The organism is Pseudomonas sp. Colony2, from assembly GCF_019382755.1.
Classification (GTDB): domain Bacteria; phylum Pseudomonadota; class Gammaproteobacteria; order Pseudomonadales; family Pseudomonadaceae; genus Aquipseudomonas.
The window spans coordinates 4,585,319-4,597,427 of record NZ_CP080030.1; the positions used below are offsets into that span (position 1 = coordinate 4,585,319).

Consider the following 12,109-nt stretch of genomic DNA (forward strand, 5'->3'; position numbering starts at 1 on the left):
CAAACAGCTTTAAATTGATCGTTTGAATAAAGAAAATTTCCGAGCGGCCGATACAGGCAGATCGTCTCTGTCGTATCGAAAGGTTAAGGAAGGCTCCATGTCGCTCAGACAGCTGTCCATTCAATGGAAAATTACCCTGCTGGCCGGTCTTTGCCTGCTGGGCATCGTGACCTTGCTGGTAGGTCTCTCGCTGTACCGCATGGCGCAGAGCTCCGACCTGGTCAAGGCTTCCAGTATGGAAATGCTCGACGAAGCCGCCCAGGCGCGCATCGAAGCCCAGGGTGAGGTCCAGGCCTTGGGCATTCGCCAGCAGTTCATGGACGCCTATCAATACGGCCACGGTTTTTCCCGGCAGGTGTTGTTCCTGCGCGAGCAGGCCGAGAAACGCTTCCTGGATGCCTTCGACCTGCGCGAAGACCTGACCCGCCAGGTCAAGGCCGCGCTGCAGGCCAATCCGGAACTGCTGGGCCTGTCCCTGGTATTCGAGGCCAACGCACTGGATGGCAAGGACGAACTGTTCGCCAACCAGCAAGAGCTGGGCAGCAACGACAAGGGCCGCTTTGCGCTGTACTGGTCCCAGCCGACTGCGGGCAAGCTGACTTCAATGTCGCTGCCCGAAAGCGACATGTCCGACACCAGCGTCGGACCCAGCGGCGAAAAAGCCAACGCCTGGTTCACCTGCCCGCGCACCACACTCAAGCCCTGCGTGATCGAGCCGTACTTCTATGTGATCGATGGGCAAAAGGTGCTGATGACCAGCATCGTCTTCCCGCTGATGGTCAACGGCAAAGTCATCGCCTCGCTGTCGGTGGACATCAACCTCAACAGCCTGCAAGCCGTCAGCCAGGGCGCCAGCCAGAAACTCTACGACGGCCAGACCAGCGTCAGCATCATCAGCCCGGTGGGCCTGCTGGCCGGCTACAGTCCGGACGCCGGCAAACTCAGCCAGCGCCTGGATGCCGTCGACACCGCCAACGGCGCGCAATTGATCAGTTCGCTTTCCACCAGCACCCAGACCCGCAGCGTGCGCACCGACCACCAACTCAAGGTGCTCGCGCCGTTCCAGCCGATCCCCGATGGCAAGCCGTGGGGCGTGTTGCTGGATGTTCCGGAAAAAGTCCTGGTGGCTCCGGCTGAAGCCCTGAAGTCCAAACTGGACGCCGATAACGCCAAGGGCACCCTGCTGGAACTGAGCCTGGGCCTGCTGGCAGCAATCGTCGGCCTGTTGCTGGTGTGGCTGATGGCCCGCAGCGTGACCCGGCCGATCCTCGGCGTGGCACGCATGCTGGAAGACATTGCCAGTGGCGAAGGTGACCTGACCCGCCGCCTGGCCTACGACAAACACGACGAACTCGGCGAGTTGGCCGGCTGGTTCAACCGCTTCCTCGACAAGCTGCAGCCGATCATTGCCCAGGTCAAACGCTCAGTGCAGGACGCCCGTGGCACCGCCGACCAGTCGGCCGCCATCGCCACTGAAACCAGTGCCGGCATGGAGCAACAATACCGTCAGGTCGACCAGGTGGCCACCGCCTCCCACGAGATGAGCGCCACCGCCCAGGACGTCGCCCGCAGTGCAGCGCAAGCCGCCCAGGCGGCCCGCGATGCAGATCAGGCGACGCGTGAAGGTTTGACCGTGATCGACCGCACCACCACCAGCATCGGCCACCTGGCGGCGGATATGAGCACCGCGATGACCCAGGTTGAAGGACTGGCGGCCAACAGCGAGAAGATCGGCTCGGTACTGGAAGTGATTCGTGCAATCGCCGAGCAGACCAATCTGCTGGCACTGAACGCCGCTATCGAGGCCGCCCGTGCGGGTGAAGCCGGTCGTGGTTTTGCGGTGGTCGCCGATGAAGTGCGCAACCTGGCGCGACGTACCCAGGAGTCGGTGGAGGAAACCCGCCTGGTGATCGAGCAACTGCAAAGCGGTACCCAGGAAGTGGTCGGTTCCATGAGCAACAGCCATCGCCAGGCCCAGGGCAGCGTCGAACAAGTGGGCCAGGCCGTGACCGCCTTGCGCCAGATCGGCGATGCGGTAACGGTAATCAGCGACATGAACCTGCAGATCGCCAGCGCCGCCGAAGAGCAAAGTGCGGTGGCCGAGGAGATCAACAACAACGTGGCGACGATTCGGGATGTGACGGAGTCGTTGTCCGAACAGGCGAATGAATCGGCGCGGGTCAGCCAGGCGTTGAACAGCCTGGCGAATCAGCAGCAGGGCCTGATGGATCAGTTCAGGGTTTGATGAGTTGCGGGATACTCCGGCAATCAGCCCGAGTATCCCGTAGCAGCTGTCGAGCCTTGGCGAGGCTGCGTTGGCGGTGTGTCAGGCATACCGCAACGCAGCCTTGGCGAGGCTCGACAGCTGCTACGGTTTGTCTTCAATGGCGGCGTGGCAGGTCGATGATGACCTTTAACCCGCCCAGCTCGCTCTCCTGCAACAGAAGCACCCCGCCCCACACCTCGACAATATCCCGCACGATCCCCAGCCCCAGACCATGCCCGTCAGTCTGCTCATCCAACCGCGTGCCTCGGCTGAACACCTGATCACGCTGGCTCTCGGGAATCCCCGGCCCGTCATCTTCGACAGCCAACCGAAAGCCTTCCGGGGTTTCGCCGATGCTCAACACAATCTCCGCATCCGCCCATTTGCACGCGTTGTCCAGCAGGTTGCCCAACAGTTCCAGCAGGTCTTCGCGGTCCCACGGCAATTGCAAACCGGGCGGCACGCGGTAACTCAAATCCAGGTGTTCGCCGTGGATCATGTTCAGGGTCGCGAGCAACCCCGGTAATTCGCCGTCGCAATCGAACAAGGCACCCGGCAGTGTCTCTCCGGCCAGGCGGGCACGATTGAGTTCACGATTAAGCCGTTGCTGCACCTGCTCCAACTGTTCCCGCAGCAGCTTGCTCAGTTGCGGATGGTCCTTGAGCTGTTCGCTGGATGCCACGCTCAGCAACACCGCCAACGGGGTTTTCAAGGCATGGCCGAGATTGCCCAGGGCATTGCGCGAGCGCTTGAGGCTGTCTTCGGTGTGGGCCAGCAGATGGTTGATCTGCGCCACCAGCGGCTCCAGCTCCACCGGCACCTGGGTATCCAGTTGCGAGCGCTGGCCCTGCTGCAGTTGGGCGATCTGGTTGCGCGCGGTCTCCAGCGGGCGCAAGGCGCGGCGCACGGTGACCCGTTGCAGAATCAGGATCAGCAACAGCGCCGCCAGCCCCAGCACCAAGCCGATCTGGCGCATCAGCCGAAAGCTTTCTCTGACGGGTGTGTAGTCCTGGGCCACGCTGATGGAAATCGACTGGCCAAACCGTTTGTAGTCCGAACGCAGTACCAGCAACTGCTGGCCTTCCGGCCCCAACTGCAGGTTGCCCTTCAGCCCGGCGTGGGGCAACTGCGGCAGTTCCTGGTCCCACAGCGAGCGGGAACGCCAATGGGTGTCGGCAAAATCGATACGGAAATAGTGCCCGGAAAACGGACGCTGGTACGCAGGAGACAACCGCTGCTCATCCAGTTGCACACCCGCCGGCCCGCGCACCAGCGCCACCAGCAGGTTCTCGCTGTCGTTGCGCAAGCCGGACTCCAGGTAACGTTGCAGGCCCATTTCGAACAGCCACAGGCTGGTCTGCGCCAGCACCAGACCGACGATCACCATCACACTGATCAGCCCCAGGCTCAGGCGCCGCTGGATCGACTTCATGCCGGGCTGGCACCAAACCGGTAACCCTGGCCGCGCCGGGTCTCGATCACGCTGCGGCCCAACTTGCGGCGCAGGTGGTTGACGTGGACCTCCAACACATTGGAGTCACGCTCGGTCTCGCCATCGTACAAATGTTCGGCCAGGTGACTTTTTGAAAGGATTTGCTCGGGGTGCAGCATGAAGTAACGCAGCAGCCGAAACTCGGCCGCGGTCAGCTGGATCTCCTCGCCATCACGCATCACACACTGGCGACCCTCATCCAGGTGCAAGCCGGCAGCCTGCAAGGTGGGCTGATTGGCGTGGCCATGGGAACGACGCAGCAAGGCCTGGATACGCAGGTGCAGCTCTTCGGGATGGAACGGTTTGCTGAGGTAGTCGTCGGCCCCGGCCTTGAGCCCTTCGATGCGCTCGGCCCAGGAGTCGCGGGCAGTGAGGATCAGCACCGGCGTGGCCAGGCCGGCGGCACGCCATTGCGTCAACACCTCAAGCCCGGGCAAACCCGGCAGGCCGAGGTCAAGGATGATCAGGTCGTAGGGTTCGCTGCGCCCCTGATACACCGCATCGCGCCCGTCCGCCAGCCAGTCGACGGCATAGCCCTGGCGATTGAGCCCGGCCATCAACTCATCGGCCAGGGGTACGTGGTCTTCCACCAGCAGCAGGCGCATCAGTCGTCTTCCTTGTCTTTGAGCAGTTGACCGGTGTTGGCATCGAGTTCGATCTCGCGCACCACGCCTTCCACCGTCAATAGTTCGATTTCATAGATATAGCGCACAGGGCGATCCTTGTGCTCTTCAAGCTCGGCGTCCAGCAGCTTGGCGCCCGGGTAGCGCTCGAAAGCCGGGCCCAGCAGATGCTCAAGCGGCGCGATCACACCCTCCTGGCGCAGGCGAAGCGCCTCGTCCTGGCCCAGGTCACGAGCGGCCAGGCCTGAGCAAAATGCCAGGAGCACCAGCGCCACTTGAACGCTGGTGCGTAGATTTACCTTCATTACGTATCCTGATGATCCTTGAGGACGGCGCCGGTGACGGCGTCCAATTCCAGGTCCCACTCGACGCCCTGGGCGTCGCGCAGTTCAACCTGATAAAGGTACTTGCCGTATTCCTCTTCAAGCTCGGTTTCATGCACGGTGGCGCCGGGATGTTTGGCCAACGCCGTGGCGTTGAGCTTCTCGAAAGACACAATGGTACCAGCGTCGCGCAACTTCAGTGCTTCGTCCGGCCCCAGGTCGCGAGCCTGGGCGACGCCTGCGGTGAGGGCGATGATACTGCTGGCGATCAAGGCTGTGAGGGTTTTCATGGTGAGTCTCCGTTTCGGGATATTTTGCCTACGGGGCTCACGGTACTGGATCCAACTTAACTGAAACTGAATTGCCACCATGGCAATTCTCTGCGAGACCTTTGCCTGCAACCGGGCAAGATTTTCTATACTGCCCTGCTCGCGGTAAATGAGACCGGTATGACTGCTATCCATATGAAGTTCCCCGCCTTGACCCTCAAGGCCGGTAAACGCGCTTTTGCACGCATTCGTGAGCAGGGGCTTGCGCCTGCGGACGTCGGCATCCTTCCCGGCGCTGCCGGCGGGCCCAAGGCGCTGGGCATCCAGGGTCTGGACCTGGCGCTGTTTGGTGACTGGCTGCCCCGGGCGCCCCGCGAGCGTGCGCTGATCGGCGCCTCGATAGGCTCCTGGCGGTTTGCCAGTGCGTGCCTGCCCGACCCGGTGCAAGGCCTGCTCGACCTGGGCCGGCTGTACAACGCACAAAGCTTTGCCAAAGGCGTGACCATGGCCGAAGTCAGCCAGAGCTGCGTGCGCATGCTCGATGACTTGCTGGCCGGCCGCGATGCCCGCGTGCTCGACAACCCGCACTACCGGCTGAACATCATGGTGGTCAAAAGCCATGGCCTGCTCGCCGACGATCATCGCGGTCGGCTTGGTTTGGGGTTGTCCTCGGTGATCGCCGACAACCTGAGGGGCCGCGCGCGGTTGTCCCGGCACTTCGAACGGCTGATCGTCCACGATCCACGCCAGGCGCCACCGCTGCATGCGCTCAAGGATTTCCCGTCGCGCTTCCTTGATCTGGAACTGGGCAACCTGCGCCAGGCCTTGCTGGCGTCGGGCTCGATCCCCATGGTGATGCAAGGCGTACGCGACCTGCCGGGTGCAGGCCAAGGCACTTACCGCGATGGCGGCCTGCTGGACTATCACCTCGACCTGCCCTACCACGGCGATGACATCGTGCTGTACCCGCACTTCACCGACCGGGTCATTCCCGGCTGGTTCGACAAAGGCTTGCCGTGGCGCCGCGCCAATCAACAGGGTTTGCAGGATGTCCTGCTGCTGGCGCCGTCGAAGGAATACCTGGCCCGCCTGCCCCACGGCAAACTGCCGGACCGCAGTGACTTCAAGCGCTTCATGGGGGATGACCCGGGCCGCAACAAGTACTGGCAAACCGCAATGAGCGAAAGCCAGCGGCTGGGGGATGAGTTTCTGCAACTGGCCGACAATGGCCAATTGGGCGAACGCCTGCTGGCTCTCTAGCGCCCTCTCCGTAGCAGCTGTCGAGCCCAAGCGAGGCTGCGTCGGCAGCACCTCGGTTTGTCAGACAAATCGCAAACGCAGCCTCGCCATGGCTCGACAGCTGCTACGCGGTATGCGCGCGGCCGCGACAAACTGTTAAACTCGCCGCCTGCCAGACACCTCACCGAGCTGAAAAACCCTGTGGAAATCTTCAAAGAGTTTACCTTCGAGTCCGCCCACCGCCTGCCCCATGTTCCGGAAGGCCACAAATGCGGGCGCCTGCATGGCCATTCGTTCAAGGTGGCGATCCACCTCAGCGGCGACCTCGACCCGCACACCGGCTGGATCCGTGACTTCTCGGAGATCAAGGCGATTTTCAAGCCGCTCTACGAACGCCTCGACCACAACTACCTCAACGACATCCCGGGCCTCGAAAACCCGACCAGCGAAGTGCTGGCCAAGTGGATCTGGAATGAACTGAAACCGCTGTTGCCGGAACTCAGCGCGATTCGCATCCATGAGACCTGCACCAGCGGCTGCATCTATCGCGGCGAATAAGCCGGCGATGTAAAAAACCACCCTTGCGGTGGTTTTTTTATGCCGGAGACTCCCTTACAGTCGTGGCCTCTTCTACAGGAAGCGCTGCGATGCCAACCCATATCCGCCCCGCTACCGTCGACGATATCGCCGCTATTGAAGCGATCGTCTACGCCGCCTACTCCCCTTACATCCAGCGAATCGAGCGCAAGCCAGGCCCGATGCTGGATGACTATCGCCAGCAGGTCGCTGCCGAACGGGTGCATGTGCTGGAGAGTGCGGGCCAGGTCCGCGGCTTTGTCGTACTGATTCATCACGATGAGTACCTGCTGCTGGATAACCTGGCCGTCGACCCCGGTGTCCAGGGCTTGGGTTACGGGCGCCTGTTGCTGGGCTTCGCGGAAGGCCAGGCCAGGCATGGCTCCATCCGTCTCTACACCAATGAAGCGATGACCGAAAACATCGCCCTGTACACCCGCAAAGGCTATGTGGAAACCCACCGGGCCGAGGAAAACGGCCTGCGTCGGGTCTACATGCAAAAAGACCTCACCGCCTCGCACTGAAGGAGCTCCCATGGAAAACACCTGGCTGGCCCAGGCCAAGCGCCTGCAAGCATTGGCCTCCACGGGGCTGCACTTCTGCACCGATGACTTCGAGCGCGAGCGCCTTGAGGAAATCGCCCAGATTGCCCACAGCATGCTGGCGCAATTGGGCGAAGTACCGCTGGAGCGCATCACCGGGCTGGTGCCGGATTTTGCCAAACGTTATTCGACGCCCATGATTGATGTGCGGGGCGCAGTGATTGACGGTGACCGGATCCTGTTGGTCCGCGAGCTCACGGATGGCTGCTGGGCATTGCCCGGCGGTTATGCGGATATTGGTTTGTCGGCGGCTGAAAACATCGTCAAGGAAATTCGCGAAGAGGCCGGGCTGACGGTCACGGCCAAGGCGCTGTACAGCGTCACCCACAAGGCCAAAGGCTTGTACCGGCCGGATATCCGGGACTTCTACAAACTCTACTTTCTGTGCGAACGGGTTGATCAACTGGCGCCGGCGGCCGGTTTCGAAACCACCGAAGTTGGCTTCTTCAGCCTGGACAATCTGCCGCCGCTGTCCCGTGGCCGCACCATTGAAAGCGACCTTGAGGCCGCTTTTGCCTTTCATCGCGGGCAGACCACTCACACCCTGTTCGATTGAATCACGGGTGATCCAATTTGTATCACCCTGCACCGCTTTCGCGCCTGAGTGGGCAGAAAGACCAATCCCGCCTGCGTGTTTCCCCTGTTTGGCTATAAATACTGTGCAACCTGCACAGTCCTGACCGTGCGCCCGTCACTGCCTCGCACTTGGCACGACGGGTGCAATAGGCCTGCGTCACTCATTCAGGGAGAACGGCACATGACGCAGAACGAACCGGGCAATGACTACCCTCTCAGCGAGGTGCCCATGCATGCCCGCAAAGGCCTGGCCTCCACCGCCATGGTGCTGCTGGGCTTTACCTTTTTTACCGCGACCATGTTCGCCGGCGGCAAGCTGGGGGTGGCCTTCAGCTTTACCCAGATGCTCGGCGTCGTGGCCCTGGGTAACCTGCTGTTGGGTATCTACGCCGCAGGCCTGGGTTACATCGCGTTCAAGAGCGGTTTGAACTCGGTGCTGATGGGGCGCTTCTGCTTCGGTGAAGTGGGCAGCAAACTCAGCGACTTGATTCTCGGTTTTACCCAGATCGGCTGGTACGCCTGGGGCACCGCCACCGCAGCCGTAGTACTGGGCAAGTATTTCGAGTTGAGCCAGGGCAGCGTACTCGGGCTGATGGTGCTGTTTGGCATGGTGTTCTGCGCGACGGCCTACGTGGGCTATCGCGGGTTGGAGATTCTGTCCTACATCGCCGTGCCGGCCATGGGTATTTTGTTGTTTCTGTCGATGTGGGTCGCCACCGTCAAGGTCGGCGGGCTCAATGGACTGCTGGCGGTGGTGCCGACCGGTGAGCTGGACATGTCCACGGCTATCACGCTGGTGTTCGGCACCTTTGTCAGCGGCGCGACCCAGGCTACCAACTGGACGCGGTTCTCACGCTCGGCCAGGGTCGCGGTGCTGGCCAGCCTGATCGGCTTCTTTATCGGCAACGGCTTGATGGTGTTGATCGGTGCCTATGGCGCCATCGTCTACCAGCAGCCCGACGTGGTCGAGGTGTTGCTGCTGCAAGGCTTCGCCATGGCGGCCATGGCGATGCTGTTGCTGAATATCTGGAGCACCCAGGACAACACCATCTACAACTTCGCCGTCGCCGGCTGCAACCTGCTGCGCACCAAGCGCCGTAAAACGGTGACCCTGGCCGGTGCGGTAATCGGCACCCTGCTGGCGTTGCTGGGCATGTACGACATGCTGGTGCCCTACCTGATCCTGCTGGGCACGGTGATCCCACCGATTGGCGGGGTGATCATGGCGGATTTCTTCTATCGCTACCGCGGCCACTATCCGCGCCTGGCCGATACACGCCTGCCGGCCTTCAACTGGCCAGGGCTGATCGCCTATGCCGTGGGTACGGTGCTGGCCTTTCATTCACCCTGGGTGGCGCCATTGGTGGGGATCGTGGCGGCGTCCCTGACCTACATCGTGCTGACCAGCGTATTGCGGGTGCGGGCACCTTTGGCTGACGTCCAGGCATGAGCCTGACAGTCGCCGATGTGCTGGCCTTGCCCGGCCTTGAATCGATGTGCCTGCGGGCCGGGGAAGCCGGCCTGGAGAACACGGTGCGCTGGCCCTATGTCGCAGAAAACAGCGGCATTGCCGAATGGGTGCTGGGGGGCGAACTGGTGTTCGTCACCGGTATCAATCACCCACGGGACGAGGCCAATCTGTTGGTGCTGCTGGACGAAGCCTGTCAGCGCCAGGTCGCCGGCCTGGTGATCCTCACGGGGCCGGACTACATCCAGGCGATTCCCCAGCGTTTGCTGGAAGCGGCGCAAGCGGCGGGCATGCCGCTGATCGAACAGCCTTACTCGTTGAAGATGGTACTGGTGACCCAGGCCATCGGTTCGGCGTTGATCCAGTCGCAGCAGTTGGGGCGCTCGCGACACGATGTGCTGGAGCGCCTGCTGGCCGGTGATTACCAATCCCTGGATTTGCTGCTGCACCGCGCTGCGCAGTTGGACATGCCGCTGGCCGGCCATTGGCAACTCGTCCAGTTGCAACTGGACGGCAGCGACGCGCTGTTTGCCCAGGGTGAGGCGCCAGTGGTCGAGGCGCAGCTTGCCCGACAACACGATGCGATTACCCGCCGTCTGCGCCAGTTTTCTGCGCAGCATCCGTCGCGCCTGCCCGTGCTGGGGCGTGCCGGACAATGGACGTTGCTGCTGCCTGCGATAGACGCGGGTGCGGCATTGGCCAACCGTCAGTTGTTGGCGGGTTGGTTGAAGGCACTGAATCTGCGCCTGGCACCGTTGAAACTGTTTGTCGGCCTGAGTGCTGCCGCGCACCCACCCGCGCGCCTGGCCCAGGCCCTGGATGAGGCGCGCCAGGCATTGGCCGCTGCGCGACGGTTCAGTGAACGCGCCGGGCTGTGTGTCTACGATGAGTTGGGCGTGCTCAAGCTGCTCAGTGGCGTACGTGATCGCGCCCTGCTCGATCAGTTCCTCAACGAACGCCTGGGGCCGCTGCTGCGCCACGACCTGCACCATGGCCCAAGCCTGATGCCGACCCTGGAGGCCTGGTTCCACGAGAATGGTAACCTTGTGGCCGCAGCCCAACGGCTGGCGGTTCACCGCAACACCCTGACGCATCGCGTCCAGCGTATCGAAGCCCTGTGCGGGCTGACGCTGGACAATGCTTATGACCGCCTGGACATCGGCATCGCGCTGATGATCTGGCGGCTGTCTGCCTGACTGTTTTTTGCCAAGAGGAACTTGCCCATGCACATCATCAACGCCCGCCTGCGCAACCGTGAAGGCCTGCATGATCTGCACCTGGAACACGGCCGGATCGCCAGCATCACCCAACAAGGCGCGGCCCCCCTGGCAGGCCCCGACGACCTGGACGCCGCCGGCAACCTGGTGGTCCCGCCTTTCGTCGAGCCGCACATTCACCTCGATGCCACCCTGACCGCCGGCGAGCCGCGCTGGAACATGAGCGGCACCCTGTTTGAAGGCATCGAGTGCTGGGGCGAGCGCAAGGCCACCATCACCCTGGAAGACACCAAGACCCGCTCCAAAAAAACCATCCAGACCCTGGCCGCCCATGGCATCCAGCATGTGCGCACCCATGTCGACGTCACCGACCCGGACCTCACCGCGCTCAAGGCCATGCTTGAAGTACGCGAGGAAAGCGGCCACCTGATCGACCTGCAAATCGTCGCGTTCCCCCAGGAAGGCATCGAGTCCTACCGCAATGGCCGCGAGCTGATGGAAGAGGCCATTCGCCTGGGCGCCGACGTGATCGGCGGCATCCCGCACTTTGAATACACCCGTGACCAAGGGGTGAGTTCGGTGAAGTTCCTGATGGACCTGGCCGAACGCACCGGTTGCCTGGTCGATGTGCACTGCGACGAAACCGACGACCCACACTCGCGCTTTCTTGAAGTGCTGGCCGAAGAAGCCCGCAGCCGTGACATGGGCGCCCGCGTGACCGCCAGCCACACCACGGCCATGGGTTCCTACGACAATGCTTACTGCGCCAAACTCTTCCGCCTGCTGGGGCATTCGGGCATCAGCTTTGTCTCCTGCCCTACCGAAAGCATCCACTTGCAGGGCCGCTTCGACACCTTCCCCAAACGCCGCGGCGTGACCCGGGTCAACGAACTGCTGGAGGCTGGCATGAACGTCTGCTTCGGCCAGGACTCCATCGTCGACCCTTGGTATCCCTTGGGTAACGGCAACATTTTGCGGGTGCTGGAAGCCGGGTTGCATATCTGCCACATGCTTGGCTACCGCAACCTGCAAAGTGCCCTCGACCTGGTCACCGACAACAGCGCCCGGGCGATGGCCCTGGGGGATCGTTATGGCCTGGAACCGGGACGCCCGGCGAACCTGTTGATCCTGTCTGCAGACAGCGACTATGAAGTGATTCGCAGCCAGGGCTTGCCGTTGTATTCGATTCGCGCGGGCAAAGTGTTGATGAAACGCCGGCCGGCGCAGGTGGAGTTTTTGTAGGCTCATACGATTGAATCTATATCGAGGGTTTGTGGCTTTCCCCAGCCATCATCCGATTGTGGCGGGATGCTCGCCACTTGGGTGAGTACGCGATTTTGCGGGTGAGCGAACCAGCGTTTCAGGCTGGATTGCAGGGTTGGGGATGAAGCGTGGCTGCCGTAGACGTCGCGGGCCTGGAGGCGGCGCCAGCGGAGGGTTGCCAGGCGGTCGCGACTA

12 protein-coding genes and 2 pseudogenes are annotated in these 12,109 nt (G+C 62.3%); 9 read left to right on the forward strand and 5 right to left on the reverse strand.

From position 1 onward, the window contains the following. Positions 1-1,240: 1,240 nt before the first annotated feature. Positions 1,241-1,387 (forward strand): annotated as a pseudogene (locus JV201_RS30215) (HAMP domain-containing protein); the annotation flags it as partial. A 102-nt stretch (positions 1,388-1,489) separates the two neighbouring features. Then, the gene (locus JV201_RS30220) at positions 1,490-2,245 is read left to right on the forward strand and encodes a methyl-accepting chemotaxis protein (protein ID WP_371132963.1); all 756 of its coding nucleotides are present in this window, start codon (positions 1,490-1,492) and stop codon (positions 2,243-2,245) included. A gap of 136 nt (positions 2,246-2,381) precedes the next feature. On the opposite strand, the gene JV201_RS18305 is transcribed toward JV201_RS30220, so the two are convergent. The 4 genes from JV201_RS18305 to JV201_RS18320 are packed head-to-tail and all read right to left on the reverse strand — an operon-like array spanning position 2,382 to position 4,994. Next, on the reverse strand, positions 2,382-3,698 hold the full coding sequence (locus tag JV201_RS18305; RefSeq protein ID WP_008432791.1) for a sensor histidine kinase: 1,317 nt from the start codon (positions 3,696-3,698) through the stop codon (positions 2,382-2,384). Then, on the reverse strand, positions 3,695-4,363 hold the full coding sequence (locus JV201_RS18310) for a response regulator transcription factor (protein ID WP_003219550.1): 669 nt from the start codon (positions 4,361-4,363) through the stop codon (positions 3,695-3,697). Before JV201_RS18310 ends, JV201_RS18305 begins: the two co-directional genes overlap by 4 nt. Beyond that, complete coding sequence (locus JV201_RS18315) at positions 4,363-4,686, reverse strand: PepSY domain-containing protein (protein ID WP_008432790.1); 324 nt, start codon at positions 4,684-4,686, stop codon at positions 4,363-4,365. The genes JV201_RS18310 and JV201_RS18315 overlap by 1 nt, the downstream gene beginning before the upstream one ends. Beyond that, entirely contained in the window at positions 4,686-4,994 is a 309-nt protein-coding gene (locus JV201_RS18320; RefSeq protein ID WP_003219548.1) for a PepSY domain-containing protein, read from the reverse strand. Before JV201_RS18320 ends, JV201_RS18315 begins: the two co-directional genes overlap by 1 nt. 159 nt (positions 4,995-5,153) lie before the next feature. On the opposite strand from JV201_RS18320, the gene JV201_RS18325 reads away from it, so the two are divergent. The 7 genes from JV201_RS18325 to codA all read left to right on the forward strand — a co-directional run bounded on the left by JV201_RS18325 (position 5,154) and on the right by codA (position 11,893). After that, the gene (locus JV201_RS18325; RefSeq protein ID WP_003219547.1) at positions 5,154-6,233 is read left to right on the forward strand and encodes a hypothetical protein; all 1,080 of its coding nucleotides are present in this window, start codon (positions 5,154-5,156) and stop codon (positions 6,231-6,233) included. Positions 6,234-6,413: 180 nt separating this feature from the next. Then, positions 6,414-6,770 carry a 6-carboxytetrahydropterin synthase QueD gene (queD, locus tag JV201_RS18330; protein WP_003190259.1) on the forward strand — a complete coding sequence of 119 codons (357 nt, stop codon included), beginning with the start codon at positions 6,414-6,416 and terminating at the stop codon, positions 6,768-6,770. A gap of 89 nt (positions 6,771-6,859) precedes the next feature. After that, positions 6,860-7,312: a GNAT family N-acetyltransferase gene (locus JV201_RS18335; protein ID WP_219405847.1), complete on the forward strand. Its 453-nt coding sequence runs from the start codon at positions 6,860-6,862 to the stop codon at positions 7,310-7,312. A gap of 10 nt (positions 7,313-7,322) precedes the next feature. Next, entirely contained in the window at positions 7,323-7,946 is a 624-nt protein-coding gene (locus tag JV201_RS18340) for an NUDIX hydrolase (RefSeq protein ID WP_178911784.1), read from the forward strand. 201 nt (positions 7,947-8,147) lie between these two features. Then, complete coding sequence (gene codB, locus JV201_RS18345) at positions 8,148-9,416, forward strand: cytosine permease (RefSeq protein ID WP_219405848.1); 1,269 nt, start codon at positions 8,148-8,150, stop codon at positions 9,414-9,416. Further along, positions 9,413-10,630, forward strand: coding sequence for a PucR family transcriptional regulator ligand-binding domain-containing protein (locus tag JV201_RS18350; RefSeq protein WP_219405849.1), 1,218 nt, complete (start codon positions 9,413-9,415; stop codon positions 10,628-10,630). The genes codB and JV201_RS18350 overlap by 4 nt, the downstream gene beginning before the upstream one ends. A 27-nt stretch (positions 10,631-10,657) precedes the next feature. After that, positions 10,658-11,893 carry a cytosine deaminase gene (gene codA, locus JV201_RS18355; RefSeq protein WP_003219538.1) on the forward strand — a complete coding sequence of 412 codons (1,236 nt, stop codon included), beginning with the start codon at positions 10,658-10,660 and terminating at the stop codon, positions 11,891-11,893. A gap of 2 nt (positions 11,894-11,895) precedes the next feature. Here codA and JV201_RS18360 read toward each other — a convergent pair. Continuing rightward, positions 11,896-12,109, reverse strand: a pseudogene (locus JV201_RS18360) (lipase family protein); the annotation flags it as partial.

Coding starts and splice junctions, on each gene's coding strand:
- JV201_RS30220 (WP_371132963.1), top strand. CDS start 1,490: ATGGAGCAACAATACCGTCAGGTCGACCAGGTGGCCACCGCCTCCCAC.
- JV201_RS18305 (WP_008432791.1), bottom strand. CDS start 3,698: ATGAAGTCGATCCAGCGGCGCCTGAGCCTGGGGCTGATCAGTGTGATG.
- JV201_RS18310 (WP_003219550.1), bottom strand. CDS start 4,363: ATGCGCCTGCTGCTGGTGGAAGACCACGTACCCCTGGCCGATGAGTTG.
- JV201_RS18315 (WP_008432790.1), bottom strand. CDS start 4,686: ATGAAGGTAAATCTACGCACCAGCGTTCAAGTGGCGCTGGTGCTCCTG.
- JV201_RS18320 (WP_003219548.1), bottom strand. CDS start 4,994: ATGAAAACCCTCACAGCCTTGATCGCCAGCAGTATCATCGCCCTCACC.
- JV201_RS18325 (WP_003219547.1), top strand. CDS start 5,154: ATGACTGCTATCCATATGAAGTTCCCCGCCTTGACCCTCAAGGCCGGT.
- JV201_RS18335 (WP_219405847.1), top strand. CDS start 6,860: ATGCCAACCCATATCCGCCCCGCTACCGTCGACGATATCGCCGCTATT.
- JV201_RS18340 (WP_178911784.1), top strand. CDS start 7,323: ATGGAAAACACCTGGCTGGCCCAGGCCAAGCGCCTGCAAGCATTGGCC.
- codB (WP_219405848.1), top strand. CDS start 8,148: ATGACGCAGAACGAACCGGGCAATGACTACCCTCTCAGCGAGGTGCCC.
- JV201_RS18350 (WP_219405849.1), top strand. CDS start 9,413: ATGAGCCTGACAGTCGCCGATGTGCTGGCCTTGCCCGGCCTTGAATCG.
- codA (WP_003219538.1), top strand. CDS start 10,658: ATGCACATCATCAACGCCCGCCTGCGCAACCGTGAAGGCCTGCATGAT.